This window comes from Aeromonas salmonicida (assembly GCF_028355655.1).
GTDB lineage: Bacteria > Pseudomonadota > Gammaproteobacteria > Enterobacterales > Aeromonadaceae > Aeromonas > Aeromonas salmonicida.
This window is the reverse complement of record NZ_CP110645.1, coordinates 470,752-489,113: the sequence shown is the minus strand read 5'-3', so window position 1 is coordinate 489,113 and position 18,362 is coordinate 470,752. Positions and strand designations below refer to the sequence as shown.

The 18,362-nt window shown below is 57.4% G+C and carries 16 protein-coding genes, 1 tRNA gene and 1 riboswitch; of the genes, 6 read left to right on the top strand and 11 right to left on the bottom strand.

Going from position 1 to position 18,362, the window contains the following annotated elements:
- The first annotated feature begins 106 nt into the window (after positions 1–106).
- On the top strand, positions 107–1,165 hold the full coding sequence (ansB, locus tag ONZ54_RS02405) for an L-asparaginase 2 (RefSeq protein ID WP_271787379.1): 1,059 nt from the start codon (positions 107–109) through the stop codon (positions 1,163–1,165).
- A gap of 103 nt (positions 1,166–1,268) precedes the next feature.
- On the opposite strand, the gene ONZ54_RS02400 is transcribed toward ansB, so the two are convergent.
- On the bottom strand, positions 1,269–2,255 hold the full coding sequence (locus tag ONZ54_RS02400) for a sodium:calcium antiporter (RefSeq protein ID WP_271787378.1): 987 nt from the start codon (positions 2,253–2,255) through the stop codon (positions 1,269–1,271).
- Between the two features lie 88 nt (positions 2,256–2,343).
- A riboswitch (yybP-ykoY riboswitch) is annotated at positions 2,344–2,451 on the bottom strand.
- A 204-nt stretch (positions 2,452–2,655) separates the two neighbouring features.
- Between ONZ54_RS02400 and ONZ54_RS02395 the strand changes: the two genes are divergently transcribed.
- Positions 2,656–3,243, top strand: coding sequence for a superinfection exclusion B family protein (locus ONZ54_RS02395; RefSeq protein ID WP_017412541.1), 588 nt, complete (start codon positions 2,656–2,658; stop codon positions 3,241–3,243).
- Between the two features lie 113 nt (positions 3,244–3,356).
- On the opposite strand, the gene ONZ54_RS02390 is transcribed toward ONZ54_RS02395, so the two are convergent.
- The 4 genes from ONZ54_RS02390 to ONZ54_RS02375 form a co-directional block, all read right to left on the bottom strand.
- Positions 3,357–3,815 (bottom strand): methylglyoxal synthase, encoded by a 459-nt coding sequence (locus ONZ54_RS02390; protein ID WP_021139003.1) that lies wholly within the window; start codon positions 3,813–3,815, stop codon positions 3,357–3,359.
- A gap of 88 nt (positions 3,816–3,903) precedes the next feature.
- The gene (locus tag ONZ54_RS02385) at positions 3,904–6,009 is read right to left on the bottom strand and encodes a DUF885 domain-containing protein (protein ID WP_271787377.1); all 2,106 of its coding nucleotides are present in this window, start codon (positions 6,007–6,009) and stop codon (positions 3,904–3,906) included.
- 201 nt (positions 6,010–6,210) lie between these two features.
- Positions 6,211–6,690, bottom strand: a complete 480-nt coding sequence (bfr, locus tag ONZ54_RS02380; RefSeq protein WP_005314068.1) for a bacterioferritin — start codon at positions 6,688–6,690, stop codon at positions 6,211–6,213.
- A 146-nt stretch (positions 6,691–6,836) separates the two neighbouring features.
- Complete coding sequence (locus ONZ54_RS02375) at positions 6,837–7,043, bottom strand: bacterioferritin-associated ferredoxin (protein WP_162626254.1); 207 nt, start codon at positions 7,041–7,043, stop codon at positions 6,837–6,839.
- A 138-nt stretch (positions 7,044–7,181) separates the two neighbouring features.
- Between ONZ54_RS02375 and ONZ54_RS02370 the strand changes: the two genes are divergently transcribed.
- Positions 7,182–7,496, top strand: a complete 315-nt coding sequence (locus ONZ54_RS02370) for an HlyU family transcriptional regulator (protein WP_058394560.1) — start codon at positions 7,182–7,184, stop codon at positions 7,494–7,496.
- On the top strand, positions 7,493–9,559 hold the full coding sequence (locus ONZ54_RS02365; RefSeq protein WP_271787376.1) for a tRNA(Met) cytidine acetyltransferase TmcA: 2,067 nt from the start codon (positions 7,493–7,495) through the stop codon (positions 9,557–9,559). Before ONZ54_RS02370 ends, ONZ54_RS02365 begins: the two co-directional genes overlap by 4 nt.
- Here ONZ54_RS02365 and ONZ54_RS02360 read toward each other — a convergent pair.
- Positions 9,546–10,265 carry an SDR family NAD(P)-dependent oxidoreductase gene (locus ONZ54_RS02360; RefSeq protein WP_271787375.1) on the bottom strand — a complete coding sequence of 240 codons (720 nt, stop codon included), beginning with the start codon at positions 10,263–10,265 and terminating at the stop codon, positions 9,546–9,548. The two genes, ONZ54_RS02365 and ONZ54_RS02360, sit on opposite strands and share 14 nt — an antisense overlap.
- Before the next feature lie 208 nt (positions 10,266–10,473).
- On the opposite strand from ONZ54_RS02360, the gene ONZ54_RS02355 reads away from it, so the two are divergent.
- Both ONZ54_RS02355 and ONZ54_RS02350 read left to right on the top strand, forming a co-directional pair.
- Positions 10,474–11,487, top strand: a complete 1,014-nt coding sequence (locus tag ONZ54_RS02355) for a chemotaxis protein (RefSeq protein ID WP_058394563.1) — start codon at positions 10,474–10,476, stop codon at positions 11,485–11,487.
- Positions 11,488–11,821: 334 nt separating this feature from the next.
- Positions 11,822–12,514 (top strand): B3/B4 domain-containing protein, encoded by a 693-nt coding sequence (locus ONZ54_RS02350; RefSeq protein WP_271788239.1) that lies wholly within the window; start codon positions 11,822–11,824, stop codon positions 12,512–12,514.
- 97 nt (positions 12,515–12,611) lie between these two features.
- Here ONZ54_RS02350 and ONZ54_RS02345 read toward each other — a convergent pair whose 3' ends face one another.
- The 5 genes from ONZ54_RS02345 to ONZ54_RS02325 form a co-directional block, all read right to left on the bottom strand.
- A complete protein-coding gene (locus ONZ54_RS02345; RefSeq protein ID WP_059113481.1) occupies positions 12,612–13,784 on the bottom strand; it encodes a CD0519/CD1768 family membrane protein in 1,173 nt (390 codons plus the stop codon).
- A gap of 306 nt (positions 13,785–14,090) precedes the next feature.
- Positions 14,091–14,606 (bottom strand): ClbS/DfsB family four-helix bundle protein, encoded by a 516-nt coding sequence (locus tag ONZ54_RS02340; protein WP_271787374.1) that lies wholly within the window; start codon positions 14,604–14,606, stop codon positions 14,091–14,093.
- A gap of 65 nt (positions 14,607–14,671) precedes the next feature.
- Positions 14,672–16,015 (bottom strand): potassium channel family protein, encoded by a 1,344-nt coding sequence (locus ONZ54_RS02335; protein WP_271787373.1) that lies wholly within the window; start codon positions 16,013–16,015, stop codon positions 14,672–14,674.
- 290 nt (positions 16,016–16,305) lie between these two features.
- Positions 16,306–16,381 (bottom strand) — tRNA-Asn (locus ONZ54_RS02330).
- Positions 16,382–16,489: 108 nt separating this feature from the next.
- Positions 16,490–18,361, bottom strand: a complete 1,872-nt coding sequence (locus ONZ54_RS02325) for a DUF2357 domain-containing protein (protein ID WP_271787372.1) — start codon at positions 18,359–18,361, stop codon at positions 16,490–16,492.
- Position 18,362: the final 1 nt, after the last annotated feature.

The following is an 18,362-nucleotide window of genomic DNA, read 5'->3' as shown; positions in this document are numbered from 1 at the left end:
GGTTAAAATTCTGTACCCAGCTGTTTTTTGGTGAGAGTCATCACAGACCCCCTCAACAGAAAGCGCAAACTTGCTGCAATTTTTATCACTCAGAAGGATTTGCAGCATGACTCTCCCTATCCGCAAGACACTGATCGCCACCGTACTTGGCCTGACCCTCTCCCCGATGGCCATGGCCCTGCCACAGGTTCATATCCTGGCTACCGGTGGCACCATAGCCGGAGCGGGACAGTCCGCAACCCAATCCAACTATGAAGCAGGCAAGGTAGCTATCGAGACCCTGATTGCTGCAGTTCCCGAGATGAAGAACGTGGCCGACGTGCAGGGAGAGCAGGTAGTCAAGATCGGCTCCCAGGACATGAACGACGAGGTGTGGCTCAAGCTGGCCAAGCGGGTCAACGAGCTGCTGGCCAAGGATGACGTGGATGGCATCGTCATCACCCACGGTACCGACACCATGGAAGAGACTGCCTACTTCCTCAACCTCACCGTCAAGAGCGACAAGCCTGTGGTGCTGGTCGGTGCCATGCGCCCCTCCACCGCCATGAGTGCCGATGGCCCGCTCAACCTCTACAACGCTGTCGTCACCGCCTCCGACCCCAGCTCCAAGGGCCGTGGCGTCATGGTCGCCATGAACGATACAGTGCTGGATGCCCGCGACGTCACCAAGACCAACACCACAGGGGTGCAGACCTTTGCCGCCCCCAACTTCGGCCCGCTGGGTTACATCCACAACGGCAAAATCGACTATCAGCGCAGTCCGGCACGTCTGCACACCAGCAAGACCCCGTTCGACGTAAGCAAGCTCGACAAGCTGCCGCAAGTGGGCATCGTTTACAGCTATGCCAACGCCACCGATCTGCCGGCCAAGGCCATGGTGGATGCCAAGTTTGACGGTATCGTCAGCGCCGGGGTGGGCAACGGCAACCTCTACCACACACTGTTCGATACCCTGGCCAAGGCGAGCAAGGATGGTATCCGCGTGGTGCGTTCCGCCCGTGTACCGACCGGCGCCACCACCCTGGATGCCGAGATCGACGATGCCAAGTACGGCTTCGTGGCCGCCGGCACCCTGAACCCGCAGAAGGCGCGCATCCTGCTGATGCTCTCCCTGACCCAGAGCAAGGATCCGGCCCAGATCCAGCGCTGGTTCCAGCAGTTCTGATCCCAGTGCTCAGCGTCAGCTGAGATATTTTGATGACAATAAAAAGGGCAGGATGGAATCCTGCCCTTTCTCATGGCGTCACGCTCATGAAACCCATATCTCGTCAGCTCACCACCAACCAGCCACAGAAACCGAGATAGACCAGCCCAACCCAGGCCAGCCTGCCCGCCGTCATCTGCGCACGGCTGAAGCCCCACCACAGCAGCACTACCGCCAGCAGGGTCACCAGCGAGGAGACCATCATGGTGCCGTCGAGCAACCAGGGGGTAAACAGCAGGCAGAACGCCTTGGGGATCGTGCCCTGGATCATCATGGCGCCTGAGATATTGGCCAGCGCCAGCCGGCTCTTGCCCTGCCGCACCCAGATCAGCACGTTCATCAGCTCCGGCATCTCGGTCGCCACCGGGCTCAGCAGCAGGGCCGCCAGCACGGGAGAGAGGCCGAACAGCTCGCCCATGCTCTCCAGTTGATGAACGAACAGCTGGGCCGCCAGCGCCACCACCACCAGCGCCACCAGGGTCTGCAACAGCACCTTGCCGAGCGCCGGGATATCGGCCTCGGGATCCAGCTTGAGGGGCTCGGGCAACTCGACCTCGTGGCTGTCGGTCTGCTTCAGCTCGCGCCGCACATAGACCAGATAAACCAGCACGAACAGCGGCGCCAGCCAGGCCTTGCCGGTGAAGGCCACCATGCCGAGGGCAACAGCCACCAGGAAGATACCGACAAACCAGGCTTGATCCCGACCTATCTCGCGCTGCACCTCGCCGTCGATGACTCGATGGGCACGGCTCATGCACAGCAACAGGGTCACGCCGACGGCGGCATAGCCTATGGTGGAGAGTACAAGAGGGCCACCGAGAGCGGCGCCGATCCCAATCTGTTGCTGGGCGGGAGCATCCCCCATAAGCAGGGCGGTCAGGGTGACGATGCATTCGGGCAAGGCCGTACCTAGGGCTGCCAGCAGGGAGCCGGTGGCACTCTGGGAGAACTTGAAATGATGGCCGGTCCATTCGATACCGTTGACGAAATATTCGCAGGCCAGGTAGATGATGACGGCAGAGAGCAGAAATAACAGCAGGGTGATCAACATAATAGGCAACCGCCAGGCGAGCAGAACAACCGATGGACCCGATACGGCTCGCCCGGCTGACTTGCGTATCGAGGCCAAAGGTCTTGCAGAGCGATAGATGCTATCGCCGCCCATGCCATGGATCGGAAGATCCAAGAATGTTGACATGAGCCCTGCCCGGATCACGGGCGGGTTGCTACTCCCCAATGACAGTGCGGGCTTTTTACCAAACCGGCGGCCAGCTCACAAGGCAAATTAATGATCATTAGCTCAGTAAGTTGTAAGGGAATGTAACGCGTCACTCGGTCAGCTCCCTCGATTTCTCCGTCCGGATCTCCACTCTTTCCCCTGGCATCCACGCCTTGGCACAACGATTGCTATGAGTTGATTACTGTCCACAATAGTTTGGGAAGGATGAACGATGAAACGGTGGATCCAACATTTCTATCAACTGAACCGCCTCAACTGGCTCATGGTCTGGTTGTTACTCTGCTGCAGCATCATATTGCTGTTTCCGGCCGGTCTGATGAAAGGTGCAGTCAGCCAGTGGGCTACGCTCCACGCGGCCTGGCTCGGGGTCGGTATGCTGATCGCCATCTCCTACTTCTGCAGTCAGGCATTTCTGATCGCCTGGGAGTGGGCCTGTGAAGAGTGGCAGTCCCGCCGCCAACAGGATCTGCTGGCCCAGATGATTGCTTTCCTCGACTTCAACGAGAAAGCGGTACTGCGCGAGTTTGTGCTGCAACGCAAAAGCGTCATAAATTTGCCGATCACCGAGCCTGCCGTCAAAAACCTGATGGATGCCGGCGTACTCACCTACGCCTATGGCAAGCCGGTACGGGAGAAAGAGGACGAGAACCAGATCCGGGCACTGATGATTGCCCTGCCGGCACGGCCGCTGCTCACCTACAAGGTGCTGGGCCTCTCCCGCGGCAAGATGAGCGACGAGCAGGTGGAGCAGATCATGAGCGCCAGACCCAAATTCGCTCAGAAGGGGTTCCAGCGTTAACTTGCTGCCATCTTTCAAATAAAAGAGCCGGACTGTGTCCGGCTCTTTGCTATCTGCTTGTTTACATTCGCTCCTGGCTTTCAAGTAACCAGCACAGAGTGATGGATCTACCTTTATTCGGTCCTGGCTTTCAAATAGCCAGCATAATCCGGGATCTGTACGCTGAATGCCTGCCGCATATGGGGGCAGTCCATGATGAAATCTGCGGTCGCCTCGTTGGTGGCAACTGGAATGTTCCATACCGCAGCGAGGCGCAGCAGCGCTTTCACGTCCGGATCGTGGGGCACTGCATTGAGAGGATCCCAGAAGAAGATCAGCACGTCTATCTTGCCTTCGGCAATCAGGGCACCGAGCTGCTGGTCACCGCCCATGGGGCCGGAGAAGAGGCAGGTAATAGGCAGTTGCGCCTGCTTGCCGAGCATGGTGCCCGTGGTGCCGGTCGCATAGAGATGGTGGAGCTTGAGCTCCTCCTTGCGGCGCATCACCCAGTTCAGCAAAGGGGTCTTCATGTTGTCGTGAGCCACCAGCGCCACCCGCTTGTGGGGGGCCATCTCACGTGCAATCAGTTCCATGTAAATCATCCGTAGCATTGTGATGGAAATAGAGCCGTATCCTAATCGAAAGCGGCGCCCGCTGCCTTGCCGGGCGCCGTAACTGTGATCACTTCGACTGTTCAATCCACTGCCGGTTCTTCTGCTCAAGCACAGAGATGGGCAACATGCCGTATTCCAGTACATGGTGGTGGAAGGCCTTGAGGTCAAACTGGCTACCAAGGGCCTGCTCGGCGGACTCCCGCATCCGGATCAGCGCCAGCTGACCCGCCTTGTAAGACGTGGCCTGACCGGTATAGGCCATGTAGCGCGGCACCTCTGATCCTATGTCTCCCGCCCCCAACGCCGAATTCTCCTGCATGTAATTGACGGCCTTGTCGTGGCTCCAGCCATACCAGTGAATGCCGGTATCCACCACCAGCCGCATGGCCCTGAGCATCTCCTCGTTGAGGCGTCCGAAATACTGCAGCTGGTTGTTGAACGCGGACGAGCCCTCGACCTTCACATCTCCCACGGCCGGATCGTAGAGGCCGCGCCCCTGATAGAGCCCCATGTCGTGATCCGCCAGGTATTCGGTGTAGAGCGCCCAGCCCTCCGCATAGGCGGTATAGGAAGCGTTCGCCACATACTGCGGGAAGTCGGGATCCTTGGCCGCCAGCTCCTGGGCTATGGTGATCTGGAAGTGGTGGCCAGGCGCCGCCTCATGGGCCAGCAGGGTGCTGATGTTCCAGCTCTGCAAACCATAGGGATAGTAGGTATTGAGGAAGAACTGCCCCTTGCGACCGGTCTGCGGGTTGCCGTCCTGATACCAGGCAACGCCGCCATAGGGCGCATCCTCATAGGAAACGGGCACCACCTCGTAATCCAGTTTGGGGATGGTGCGCTCGGCATCGAAGAAATCCGGCAACACCAGCGCTGCCTTGCTCTTGAAGGCGTTGTACTCCCGCAGTGCCCACTCATGTTCGGCCAGCGCCTGCTGTTGTGGCTCACTCAGCGCCGCCCCTGCCACATTGCTCGGATTCAAACCGGCAGACCAGACAGTCAGCGGATTCTGGTAGAAGAAGGTAGGTTCGTTGAGATAGCGGAAGAAGTCATAGATCTGGCCGCTTTGCTTGCTCTGGGCTACCTCCTCGCTGTCGCACTTGCCGACGGTATGACACACCTTGACCATGGCGCCGAAGATCCGCTCCACCTCGCTCAGCCCCAGCGCATGCACCTGCTCCGGCGTCATCTCGGTGGTGGTGTGCTTCTTCAGCAACCAGCGATACCAGTCACGGCCATTGGTCATGCCGCAGAAGCCATCGTCACACTCACCGCTGCCAAGACGCACCGCATAAGCGCCGCCATGCTGATAATCCAGATAGTCCCGCAGCGCCAGATAGCGGCCGTTGATGCTGTCCAGCACCGCCTTGTAATCGGTGCGCAGTGCCTCGTCGGCCTCCCCCGGCAGCTGTTGCCAGCCGAGGTAGGCACCGGAGATGGCTTCACCGTCCAGCTTACTGTCGAGCTGTGCCAGCAGCCTGTCCACCAGCTCATTCGGCAAAGTGTTGCCCTGGGTGCTGCCCAGCTCGAACTGATGCTTCACTTCGGCCAGATAGGCGTCGTAGGCCTTGAGCCAGGTGAGGTGTTCCTTATACCAGGCCAGCGGTGCCGTCACCGCCTTCGCCCGCGTGGCTACAACAGTCCCCGCAGGTGTACGGTCCAGATCACGCCGCCAGGCTGCATCTCCCGGCGCGACTCGCTCGGCCGAGCTCTGCTCGAAGTAATCGAAGCCGCTGCTGATTGTGCGGGCTGCCTTGCCGCTGGCGGGCGCAGCCCCGACCTCATCGGCCAGATCCACCACCCGATTGCGGAAGTGATGGATCGGGATCTGGGATTGAGGCAGCTCATAGCCCGCCAGGTTGATCTGCAAATCCCAGCGGATCATGTCGTAAAACAGTCGGTCCCGCTCGCTCAACACGCTCGGATCCATGGCATCCAGCCGGGTGAGCAGCGAACCGTCAAGCGCCTTGCGCTGGGCGATCCCTGGCGCATCAATGGCAAATCCGTAAGGGTCCAGCGCCTGACTCGCACGCTGGGCCTCGTCCATGATTTGCATCAGGGATGCCTTGGTAGCGGCGGGATCCGCCGGCGCGTTGGAGCTGTTGTCATTGCAGGCAGCGAGAGAGAGTGCGATGGCGCAAGCCAGCGCAAGCTTGTTGGGCAAGAAGTGCATGGTGTAGTCCTTTAACCTGTTGTTATTGTGTGCCCCCGATAGGGGTTCCAATAGTGCACATCTACTCAACATATTTTTGCGACCTGACTAACAAAAATAAGCTTATTTTTCATATGGATAAACCGGATGAAAAGCTATGCAACGGATATGAAAAAACCCGCCTTGGCGGGTTTTTAAGTCAGCTTTTCATGCCATAACTATTCAGGATGAGCCGTGATGCAGCTGGGACTGCTGGTAGTTCTCCAGCCCGATGCGATCGATGAGATCGAGCTGGGTCTCAAGCCAGTCTACGTGCTCCTCTTCATCTTCCAGAATGTCCTGGAACAGGTCACGGCTGATATAGTCCTGCACCGACTCGGCATAGGCGATGGCCACTTTCAGGTCGGGGATGGCGTCCATCTCCAGCGACAAATCACAGCGCAGCATCTCCTCCACCGTCTCACCGATGCGCAGCTTGCCCAGATCCTGCAAGTTGGGCAGCCCTTCCAGAAACAACACCCGTTTGACCAGCTCGTCGGCGTGCTTCATCTCATCGATGGACTCGTGATACTCCTTGTGCCCGAGCGCCTTGAGGCCCCAGTCATCGTAGATGCGGGCATGCAGGAAGTATTGGTTGATGGCAATCAGCTCATTGGCCAGCACCTTGTTGAGGTGGGCAATGATCTTGGGATCTCCTTTCATCGACTCTGCTCCTTGGTTCGTGCCTGAGGCTTCGATCGTTAGAGCTTAGTCCAGAAAAGTGACAACAAGAGGTATGGCGAGCCAGCTCGCCTGAAAGGAAGGGTGACCCTGCTGCCGGGTCGGGTTGGAAAACGCCAGGGTCTAGGTCAGGCCACTTCGTAATAGAGTGGAGCCTGTTCCAGCTCTGCCTTGTCGAGTTCGGCTGCGATGATCTCCATGGTCATGCGCACGCACTTGCCACACTGGGCACCTACCTCCAGCGACTGTTTGAGTTGACGAAACTCGCTCTTGCCTGCCTGTACCGCCTTGCGGATCTGGGTATCTGTGATGCCACGGCACAAACAGACGTACATAGTGTTTACCTCATGCTGGAATGCAATGAAATCTAAATGAGAATGGTTCGTAGTGCAAATAACAATTAGTAATAAGATCCCCCGCTTGCCAGCCATCAGTCCCTTGGGGACAATGCCTCTGTCACAGAGGAAAACATCATGCTCAAGAAACTGTTCACAGCACTGTTCGGGGGCCAACCAGCCCAAGCCGTCGACGTCACTCCCACCGAATACGCCGGTTATCTCATCTATCCAGAGCCCATGGCGGAAGGGGGTCAGTACCGGTTGGCGGGCCGCATCACCAAGGAGCTGGATGGTGTGCTGCAAACCCATCGATTTATCCGATCCGATCTGTTTGCCAACCCAGCCGATGCGGAGCGTTTCATGGTGCAAAAGGCCCATACCTTTATCGACCAGACAGGGGATCGCATGTTTGAACCTCGCGTCAAAGCGGGCGACAGTTCAGCCTCATGAGCCCCGCCGAGGTGAAAGCCCTGCGCCAGACCCTCGCCCATGCTGGCGAGCGGCGACTGATCTGGCTGGAAGGAGACGAGGCTGATTGCATCGTCCGTACCGAGCCGCTGCTGGACGGTGCCATCTTCTGGCTGGGGGAAGGCCCCGCCCACCACGGGCCCGTTCCCGCCGCCAAGGCGCTGCAACGGCTGGGTCAGGAGTGCGACACGCTGGTCTTCAACGCTTTCAGCGGTTTTCACCCCGACGCCTTCGGCGCCCTGGCGGGCACACTGCGCGCAGGGGGCCTGCTGCTGCTGCTGACGCCACCCAGAGAGCTGTGGCCAGCATGGCCGGATCCCGACCGGATCAGATTGGTGGCCCAGCCGGAGGAGGCAAGCCGGGCGGGTCACGGCTTTATCGCCCGGCTGGTGCGGCTGCTGACAGGCGATCCTGCGCTCTCCCTGCTCCCGCCCACCAGCCCACAGCCCTGGCAACCGATAGGCGCCGAACGGCCATTGAGTGACGATCAGGTTCTTGCTCTGCCCGCCATCCACAGGGTGCTGCACGGCCATCGCCGCCGCCCCCTGGTGCTGAGCGCCGATCGGGGACGCGGCAAGAGCAGCCTGCTGGGCCTCGCCGCCGCCGGGCTGCTGCGCCAGCAACCCGACCTGAAGATAGTGGTGACGGCACCCTCTCAGGCCACTGTCGCCACCCTGTTCGCCCACGCCGCCCGGGCGCTCGATACCACCCAAGAGCAGCTTGTGGGCCTCGAGTTCTGTTCACCGGATCGACTGGTACATGAGGCGCTGCAACCCGATCTGTTGCTGGTGGATGAAGCCGCCGCCATCCCTACGCCGCTGCTGGAGGCCATGCTGGCCCGCCACAGTCGCATTGTCTTCGCCACCACGGAACACGGCTACGAGGGGACGGGACGCGGCTTTCACCTGCGTTTCAAGCGAGTGCTTGACCGCCAGACGCCGGATTGGCAGGAGATCCACCTGGCCGAGCCCATCCGCTGGAGCACTCGCGACCCGCTGGAACCGCTGGTGTTTCGCCTCCTTGGCCTCAATACCGAGGTAGATGCTCCCCAACCGCCGACCAACCCGAGCTGGCGGCTGATCGGGCAAGGGACGCTGGCCGCCGATGAGGCACTGCTGAATCAAGTATTCGGCCTGCTGGTGCTGGCCCACTACCAGACCACGCCGAGCGACCTCAGATCTCTGCTGGAGAGTCCGGATCTCGACATCCACCTGCTGGAACAGGCGCAGAGCCTGCTGGGGGTCGCGCTGGTAGCGCGGGAGGGCAATATCGCCCCCAAACTCGCCGAGGCTATCTGGGCGGGCCGACGACGCCCGCGCGGCCATCTGCTGCCCCAGTCCCTGCTTGCCCACGCTGGTTTCAAGACAGCCGGGGGACGCAGCTACGCTAGGGTGATGCGCATCGCCATCCACCCGGCGCTGCATCGTCACGGGCTCGGCTCACGATTGCTCGGCCAGCTGGAGGACTACTACCGGGAGGAAGGGCTCGATTATCTCGGCTCCGCTTTCTCGGCCAGCGCCGACTTGTTGCCCTTCTGGCACAAGGCCGGGCTGGTGACACTGCGCATCGGTTTGCAGCGGGATGCCGCCAGCGGCAGCCATGCCGCCCTGCTGCTCAAGGCGTTGAAACCCGAGTGGCAAGCCGAGCTGGACCTGTGGCGCCAGCGCTTCGTACAACAGCTACCTACCCTGCTGGCCGGGGAGTTGAAAGAGCTGGATCCCGCACTGGTGTGGCAATGTGTGAAGGGACAAGAGCTGGCCGTGCCTGAGCTGGATGCGTTTGAACGGGATGAGCTTGATTGCTTCGCCCATCACCACAAGCCGTTCGAACTGTGCCAATCCACTCTACAGCGCTGGCTGACAGGCAATCTGCCGCGACTGGCCTCCCTGACGCCAAGCGAATGCCAGCTGCTGATCGCCACCATCTGGCAATACGCGGACTGGGGTCGACTGGCTGCCAGGCTGCAACTGGCGGGCAAGCCAGCCATCATCAAGGCGCTGCGAGCCCTGCTGGCTCGCCTGCTGGATGCCCCTACCACTCGATAGTCTTGCCCTGCCAGTCGAGATAGCTGAGTTCGCCATCAGGCACAAGTCCCGCCATCAAACTCACCAGATGACGAGCTACCTGCTCTGGCGTCTGCAAGCTACCGGCCGGCACATTGGCGTGAAACGGGCGCGAGAGCTGGGTATCCACAGTGCCCGGATGAAATGCCAGCAGCTTGACGCCCGGGGCACGCCGGGCGAGTTCGATGGACGCGCACTTGAGCAACATATTGAGAGCGGCCTTGGCAGCACGATAGCCATACCAACCACCAGCGCGGTTGTCACCAATGCTGCCGACCCTGGCACTGAGTACAGCCAGGGTGCAGGGTGAGGTGCCAAACAGCGGGAGCAGCTGGTTGATCCAGCACAGCGGCAGCAAGGCATTGGTCTGGTAGAGGCGGGTCATGGCCTCGACATTGAGCGCTTCCAGCCGTTTTTCCGGCTTGATCTCCCCCTGATGCAAGACGCCATTGCAGATCACCAGATGGCGCAAACCGGGAGCCAGTCCGGCAATATGGCTGACGCAGTGGCTCATCTGCTGGTCGCTGTAATCACAGGGCAGCCAATGCACGCGAGGATCATCAAACCCGACGGGAGCTTGCTGTCGGCTGACCGCAATGACTGGGTTGGCTCCTGCCGCCAGCCAGTGCGCCACCAGTGCCTGCCCGATTCCGCCCCCTGCCCCTATCACAACCACAGCCTCTGCCATGCTCCGCTCCTGTTTGTGGTGAGTGTGATGGTCTTCTCCATCGCATCTTTGTTTCCCTGTTAAGCTGTTACGTGCCTTCCTACTTGCGGGATCAAGCAGTTATGAGGGTTATGTTGTGTGGATCTCTCCGGTGTGGACGGATCCATTCCTATACTGAGGGAAAACCGCAGCCGGTGCTGCCAGCGCAACCAGAAGCACGAGAGTCGCCATGATGTCCAAAAACGGGGAAGAGCGTAAATCCATCCTGACCGAGAGCGGGACCAACGAGCTCGAAATCATCGAGTTTCATCTCAAGAAGCATCTGCCCGATGGCAGGGAGAAGATTGCCTATTACGGTATCAACGTCGCCAAGGTGCGCGAGGTGATCCGGGTACCGGAAACTACCGACTACCCCAATGCCCAGCGCCACATGGTCGGGGTTTTCTCGCTGCGTGAACGGCTGATCCCCCTGGTGGATCTGGCGGGCTGGCTCGGGATCCGCACTAACCCGGACAACAGCAACAAAGTGGTTATCGTCACCGACTTCAACAAGATGGCGAACGGCTTTCTCATCGACAGCGTCAGCAGGATCCATAGAGTCTCCTGGGAGGATGTGGAATCCCCCAGCCAGTTTCTGGAAGCGGGCGAGAATGACTGCGTGGTCGCCGTGGTCAGGCGCGATGGCAACCTCATCATGATCCTCGACTTCGAGAAGATCATCGCCGACATCAACCCAGAGCTCAGCATGGAGAAATACGATGTGACCCAGGATCGCAAGGTCATCATCGACGATCGCATGATGGCACTGCGTCAGGCCAAGAGCGTTCTGGTGGTCGACGACTCGGCCTTCATCCGCAAGATGATAGAGACCACGCTGCGCACCGCTGGCTACAACGTGGTGACGGCCAAGGACGGGGGAGAAGGGCTGGAGATGCTGACGGAGTTTGACCGTCTGTCGCAGGAGGAGAAGATACCTGTGTCCGAGTTTGTCAGCGGCATCATCACAGACGTCGAGATGCCCCGTATGGATGGCATGCACCTGCTCAAACGGCTGCGGGACACCCCCGCCTTCAAAACTACCCCCATCATAATGTTCTCGTCGCTGATGAGTGATGACAACCGCCAGAAGGCATTGCAGCTGGGGGCCAATGACACCATCACCAAACCCGAGCTGGGCCGCATGGTCGGCATGATGGATAACTTGCTGCTCGGCATCCCCATTCCCAAACCGGGCAATCTGTAATGTCGTCAGTCTGACACTCAAGCAAACGGGCGCCTCGGCGCCCTTGTTGTTGATGTTTTTCAGCAGCATCAGAAATAGCGCTCCTGAGCGGCTCATCCCATTTCGCGAGAGATCAATGAAAAGCCAGAGCTTCCTTCTGGATCGAGATCCGAGGCCAATCGTTCACTGACGGGCTGCTTGTCATTCCAAATCCTTATTGGCCTTAAGATTTCGTAAATTTTCTTATTGCCATCGCCCAAGCAAGATGGCTCTCAAATTGAGTTTGATGTGGCTGATGCCATGCGCCATCGAGACATCAAATGTCGTCTCTATCAATGAATCCCTTGGAGTCGCTATGCCGTTGTTCAAGCCGTTAATCACCCCTGAAGTGACCGATATGGCCCCCGGATTCCGGGCCTTGAGTATCACTGTCCAGGCGGCTGCCATTGCAGACCCCACTGTGGGGACGCGGGCTCTGGCACAAGCCTCTCTTGCCATGGCCAGAGAAGATGCACCCTGGGCTGATGCACACCTCTCTGCTTGGGCGGACCTCTTTAGAAAGTTTGGCGCCAAACCACAGCGCACTCCCTGCTCCGCCGAAGCCCTGAGAAAACGGCTTGTCCGTGATGGCAGCCTGCCGAGTATCGATCCTGTCGTTGACCTCTATAACGCCATCAGCATTGAGTACGCCATCCCGGTAGGGGGCGAAAACCTGACCACCTATGAAGGGACACCAAGGTTGGTGGTTGCCGATGGCAGCGAGCTATTCGACACAATGAAGGGCGGCGAAGTGGCTCATGAATCTCCAGAACCCGGTGAAGTGGTATGGCGGGATGACAAGGGGGTGACGTGCCGACGCTGGAACTGGAGACAGGGGGTCAGGACCAGGCTCAGTGTGGAATCGAGCATGATGTGGTTCATTCTGGAGAGCTTGCCCGAAATGCCCCTGGACGCTTTGCAAGCAGCCGGGAACAAGCTGATTGAAGGCATACAACAGATGATGCCCGGAGCCGTGATAGAACAAACCGTCATTGGCCATGTCGAGTGACTACAACGCCGGGCTGGCCGTCTCGATGCTGCCCGCGTGATCGCAACGAGAAATGCAAAGAGGCTCCGAAGAGCCTCTTTTGTTATCTGAACCCGACTCAGCCCAGCAGCAGGTAGAGCTGATGGGCCGCCACACCGGCGCAGAGGCCACCTATGGTATGAGCCACTATGGCGCGGGAGGTGAGATGGCGATAACCGAGCGCATCCAGCATGGCGGTGTGAGTACTCAGAAAGCCGCTCCAGCACATGCCCATGGCGGTGAATACCGCCACCTCGTTGCCGGTGATCCAACCCTTGCCGATGAAAGGAGGCACCAGCGACATGGCGGCCCCGACCGCTCCCAGTGAAGTTACGGGGAAGGCCACCAGCTCGGCATGGGTAAAACCGAATAGCATCTCGAACAGCCAGCCCACCTTGGCCGCCAGCACGGGCAGCAGCGCCACCCCTTGGAAGGCCTCGCCGGTATAACCCTTGTCGCCAGGGCCAAAGGTCAGCAACATGACGAAGGTACTGATGATGAGCACACCCGGGATCACCGCCATGCCGAGCTCCACCCCGGACTTGCCACCATCGAGCAGGGCATTGAGCACCCGGAGCCAGGTGGGAGCCGCTTCCTGACTCAGCCCGGGCTTGGCGCCCACGCTCACCACTTCGTCATCAATCAGGGTCTCCCCCACCAGCGGCCTGATCATGCGCTGCATCAGCCGGGTCGAGACCACTGAGCCGATGAGGGCGCCGAGCAGACCTATCAAAGCCGCACTGGCAGTGGATTCGCCGCTCGGTAGTTGCAGGGTGGCCATGAAGGTCACCACGATCAGCCCCATGCCAAAAGCCGTCCCGAAGTTGGTCAGAGACACCAGTTGCCAGGGGGTGAAGCCCTTGCGAAAGCGACTGTCTTTGGCGAGGCTGATCACCGCCGGGTTGTCGGAAAAGAACGTCATCAGAGCCGCCAGGGCAGTGCGGCCCGGCAGACGGAAGATGGGCTTCATCAGTGGCGCCAGCAGCACCTCCAGCAAGCGGATCACTCCGAACTCGCTGAGCAGCTGGCTCAGCGCCCCGGATAGCACTGTAATCCCCATGATGAAGAGCACAGTATTGAGCAGCAGCTGATGGGCCGTATTGAACAGGGTGTTGACCAGGGCGGAGAGCCCCATCAGGCTGCCGAGGTAACCGAACAGGCTGCCCAGAATGGCCAGTACCAGTACCGGCTCCAGCCAGCGGCGAAGGGAGGTTTGCGTTGCATGCGAATCTTTAACTGCTTGATTTTCCATACCAATCCTGATGACTGTCTCTGTGTGAATCGTTGTTTTTGTTATTGAACTCATGACACCGGAGCCCTCGTCTCACAACAAGGGCTACGGTAATATCCGGATGAACAGCCCGCCGAACTGGCGACTGAACTCAGGAGGAAACACCCGTTTGCCAGACAAGGCAGCATGGCAAGCCGCCTCACGCCAGGGAGAAGACAAATCCGGCACCCGGGAGAATGGAGGGGCGGGAGTATAACAACCGGGGCAAGTCAGCGAAAGAATACCGGCCGCCTCAGCCAGCATCACCATCTGCAACACCGGGAACATTCATACCCGAATACCGTTCCCCTTCAACCACTTGCGCAATCGCCCGTTGGCATTGTGGTAGGGAGAGGCGGTATTGAACTGGATCATCCGCCCCAGGGTCCACTGCTCATACCAGGGGCGACCATACAGCTCATCGTCACCCCGCGTCACGATCAGCTCGACGATGCGGGCCCTGGCTGCCATCAGCCGGGCCAGCAGTGCCGGATAGGCCAGCCCCTCATAATCCCGATAGAACTTTTGGGCCAGCCTGCCCAGCTCGTTCCACTTAAAACCCGTCTCGGGAAAATCTACCGGCAAGCCCGCCGCATCCCGCTCTATCCACTTGATCACCAACTCATTCCAGCCGATGAGGTAGGCCACCAGGTTGGCCACGCTCATGGAGGTGCCCTTGCTGTGCCCCTCCATCACCAGCTCCTGCACCCGGCTCTCGGGGACGGCCTGCAACGCCTTGAGCAGCTTGCCAAAATGCGTGTCGATGGCGAGCAGCAGCTCGGCCTTGTTGCTGGGGATCCCCATCACCTTCCTCCTTCATGCCTGCCACCCGGTCGGGGCATGGCGGCCCCGACAGGTCGGCACCGTCATCAATACTGCTTGGTTTTCGACGCAAATCCCGCGAGGAACAGGCCGGTCAGAAACATGCCGCAGAAGGCTTCGATGGCCGACAGCAGCTGCAGCGGGGAGGACGTCTGGGAAATGTCGCCGTAACCCAGGGTCACGAAGGTCACAATGCTGAAGTAGAGGGAGCGCCCCAGGTGGTGATAGGTGACGGAGGCGGGCGCCAGAAAATAGGTCAGAGTCGCCAGCAATATGACCACCATCGACATCAGCAGGCTTCTTATGGGCCGCTCGCCAAAGCCCCAGGTAATGAAACTGACAAACTTGGAACCGCACTTCAAATAACAAAGCAGAGAGAGCCACCCCTTTCTCAGCGGGCCGCTGCGCAGCCAGCGTTCCTTGAACAGCTCCCTCGGGCTTGCCAGGGACTTCATCTCATGCAGCTTCTCCTGGTAATAGCACTCACCGGCATCGACGGTATCCCCCACGCTGGAGAAGAGCCGCTTGGCGTTGCGGTACAACTTGCTGGCCTCGCTGTGATCGATCCGGCCGTTCTCGTTATAGGCCACCTGCACCTTGTCCAGATTGGTATGCTCCATGGTGGCGTCGAAGTTCTTGGCACGTACGTTGAAGTTTTTCAGCACGGCCCGGGAGGAGTGAAAACGGATCTCCTCGCACTCTATGGTGAAGTCCTGAAATACCCCGTCCTCCAGCGCCAGCTCCCGCTTCTTGGCCCAGGCCCTGTGATCCCACAGCAGGGAATCGAACAGATCGAGTCCGATCACACCGCCATTGACCCGTACGCCCTTGGCCGAGCAGTGCCACAGATAGACCTTGGAGTTATTGACGGCACCATCCAGCGAGAGCTCGTCGAGGCAGGTGAAATCGAGCAGCCGACCGGAGATGATGGGGCTCTTCAGCTCGACGCCGCCGATGTTGAGCAGGCGATGCTTGCCCAGAACCTGTGCCTCTCCCTTGTTGTTCTCGGAGACGGAGAGCAGGCTCTGCACCCGCTTCACCTCATCTTTGCCATGCTTGCCGGCCAGCCACATGCAATAGGGTTCAAAACGCATCTCTGAGCGGATGAGACCGCTCTTGCGCAGCGATTCCAGCGCGATCGAGGCGGTTTCATACAGCCTTATCTTGTCGTCGCTCATGTAGACGCAGAGGCTGAGCACGGATCGCGAGCTGATGAAACGAGCGATACCGATCTGGAAGATGACGCTTTTCTCTATTTTCTGCTCCGTCATCCAGTCGCCGAAATGGGGTAGCGAGGCCACCAGCAGATCCCAAATCAAGGGATAGTCATTCTCCCGGCGCCACTCGTTGAACTTTTCGGGAGAAAGCTGCCAAAGCTCGGTTGCATTCATACATTACCTCGATCACAAAGATGTCCCGCCCTCGCCAGATTGAGAGTCATGGTGCACAAAGCCCTGGCGGATACGGCGGGTCAGGCACAGGAAAAGCGGCGCGACAAACGCCCAGCACGTCACCATACTAGGCGAGAAAGAGAAGGCAAGTCACTGACAGGGAAGGAATAAGGGGGGATGGATGCGACAGTTTGTCCCTCAGGTACACACTTATTGCGCAACGCTTGGGTGACAATGGCCGTGGCAAACAGGCAAAGAAAAAGCCCAGCATTGCTGCTGGGCTTTTGTGTTGGCTCCTCCTGCTGGACTTGAACCAGCGACATACGGATTAACAGTCCGCCGTTCTACCGACTGAACTAAGGAGGAATTGTACTTGGTGCCCAGAGACGGAATCGAACCGCCGACACGGTCAAAGAGCTTATTTTAATTTAAGGCTTATATTTTATATGCCTATGACACTTATTCTCACTTTCCTTAAGCAACTATTTCAAGATACCGTCGTTGCTCCCCCCCAAGGGAAGCCCTCATTAAAATAAGAAACTGGGACAAATTAGTTCTGAAGTCTGAGTCATGATCCTCAGCCACGCCAGGAGCCACAGAGCTAACCAATAAAGCCGGCGTGACAGGATTAGCCCCGTAAATACTATACCTCTCGTGATGAAAATGCCGAGTCCCACAAGACTCACTCGGATTTACAATCATCAATCCAGAAGACAAACTCTTTCCGGTACTTTTCTCATGAATACCGTGAAGATATTTCATCGTAAGTTCCGGGAGATAATGAGTAAATGCCTTTTTACTAGTCGTATATTTCGCATCCAGGATTAATTGCCTTTGCTCACCCGTAGGAGTTGAAATACAAACAATCATATCTGGTGACCGGTTAGCGTAAGGCCCGTACTGCCCCCTAGGTTTCAGGTCACCATTCGCAGAGTTGATAGTCCACCCCTCAGTGTTAATCAGAGTCGCACCAAAAGAACTTGCATGATCAGGAGTCCACGCTTTCATTTCATAGAGGAGTCGTACGGTATAACCACCCCAGTCATACTCGAAATTATTTCGGTCCACTACAGGACTGTTTATCAAATCAAGCTTCATCCCCAATAGCCGCGCATTGTCAAAGTGGTACTTAATCAAAAACAATAGGTAGTACTCAAAAAGTTTTGGGATACTTTGAATCGAAAAAAGTTCCTCTTGCATGCTCCAATCAGGTGCACCGAATCTATGCCAAGCAATTATTTTGTGAAAAATCTTCTGATAATGAAGATTGTATCTAGCTTTCCTTGTAAATTGAGGAGTACCAATCACGGCACAGGATACAGGAACTCGTTCATCGAAAGTACGCTTTAATCGCTGTAGATTGGTAATCAAGTCTTTACATCGTGCAACTTTATTTTTATTAATAGATTTGGCAAACTTACTTAATTGTGTAAAAAATGAAAGATATCCAGATATACTAGATGGTGCACGAATTTTGGATGATGGATAGTCTTCAAGACCTCTCAGAACATCTGAAGCGGCGCGCATAAGTGATATTATAAAACCATGAACGACTTGGTTTTCATAAATATTTAGCTCTTCCTTTAGATGATTTTCCAAAATCTTCTCTGAAGAATAATAAGCACCATCTAATTCCAATATAGCCCGTTCTTGATCATCGACTGGATATAGGCTGTCAGAGTTTTCTGCCAGCCAAGCCAGGGTGGTATCGTCGGTAACTGAACGCTCAGAGACTACGACAACTTTAGTCACAGGTGTAAGCTTTGCAATTGGTTTGGAGTATATTTTTGGAAGCTCTGTAATTAGCAACAACACATTTCTTTCTAGTTGCTCGATCAAAAAACCAACCGATTTCTCCCCTTCTTTGAATCCTGCTTTTAAACGAGTTACTCGGAAAAATGCCGCTAGAGCATCGTTATCATGGGATGCCAAAAAATCGAGCATTTTTTCAGCCCGTTCAGCATTCAATTTTTTGGCAAGCACTTCAACGGGGGCATATTGTTCGAGTATAACTCTTTCACCCACCCCATCAATTTTAGTTGCTATTGAGAGCTCCGCCATACCGTAATAGTTATGAAAGAAGCACTCAAACATTGACCGACTAATGGATTTTGGCTTCCATTCGTAAATCCATAATCCGTTACATTCCTTACTACTGGTCACACCGATTTCATTTTCATGAAGACACAAAAAAACATCATTCAACGGAGCGGCGACTTCTAGACTAAACTCCAGAGCCTCGTCCTCTAGGAAAAAATTCTGATTAGAAGAGTGATGACCAAAGGCAGTCAACTCAACCTCTAGACCACTCCTCTTTCCGCTTATTATTTTCGCAGTAAGCTTCATA

Bases quoted from the DNA above. Each gene is read 5' to 3' on its own strand.
- ansB (WP_271787379.1), top strand. From the start codon at position 107: ATGACTCTCCCTATCCGCAAGACACTGATCGCCACCGTACTTGGCCTG.
- ONZ54_RS02400 (WP_271787378.1), bottom strand. From the start codon at position 2,255: ATGTTGATCACCCTGCTGTTATTTCTGCTCTCTGCCGTCATCATCTAC.
- ONZ54_RS02395 (WP_017412541.1), top strand. From the start codon at position 2,656: ATGAAACGGTGGATCCAACATTTCTATCAACTGAACCGCCTCAACTGG.
- ONZ54_RS02390 (WP_021139003.1), bottom strand. From the start codon at position 3,815: ATGGAACTGATTGCACGTGAGATGGCCCCCCACAAGCGGGTGGCGCTG.
- ONZ54_RS02385 (WP_271787377.1), bottom strand. From the start codon at position 6,009: ATGCACTTCTTGCCCAACAAGCTTGCGCTGGCTTGCGCCATCGCACTC.
- bfr (WP_005314068.1), bottom strand. From the start codon at position 6,690: ATGAAAGGAGATCCCAAGATCATTGCCCACCTCAACAAGGTGCTGGCC.
- ONZ54_RS02375 (WP_162626254.1), bottom strand. From the start codon at position 7,043: ATGTACGTCTGTTTGTGCCGTGGCATCACAGATACCCAGATCCGCAAG.
- ONZ54_RS02370 (WP_058394560.1), top strand. From the start codon at position 7,182: ATGCTCAAGAAACTGTTCACAGCACTGTTCGGGGGCCAACCAGCCCAA.
- ONZ54_RS02365 (WP_271787376.1), top strand. From the start codon at position 7,493: ATGAGCCCCGCCGAGGTGAAAGCCCTGCGCCAGACCCTCGCCCATGCT.
- ONZ54_RS02360 (WP_271787375.1), bottom strand. From the start codon at position 10,265: ATGGCAGAGGCTGTGGTTGTGATAGGGGCAGGGGGCGGAATCGGGCAG.
- ONZ54_RS02355 (WP_058394563.1), top strand. From the start codon at position 10,474: ATGATGTCCAAAAACGGGGAAGAGCGTAAATCCATCCTGACCGAGAGC.
- ONZ54_RS02350 (WP_271788239.1), top strand. From the start codon at position 11,822: ATGCCGTTGTTCAAGCCGTTAATCACCCCTGAAGTGACCGATATGGCC.
- ONZ54_RS02345 (WP_059113481.1), bottom strand. From the start codon at position 13,784: ATGGAAAATCAAGCAGTTAAAGATTCGCATGCAACGCAAACCTCCCTT.
- ONZ54_RS02340 (WP_271787374.1), bottom strand. From the start codon at position 14,606: ATGGGGATCCCCAGCAACAAGGCCGAGCTGCTGCTCGCCATCGACACG.
- ONZ54_RS02335 (WP_271787373.1), bottom strand. From the start codon at position 16,015: ATGAATGCAACCGAGCTTTGGCAGCTTTCTCCCGAAAAGTTCAACGAG.
- ONZ54_RS02325 (WP_271787372.1), bottom strand. From the start codon at position 18,361: ATGAAGCTTACTGCGAAAATAATAAGCGGAAAGAGGAGTGGTCTAGAG.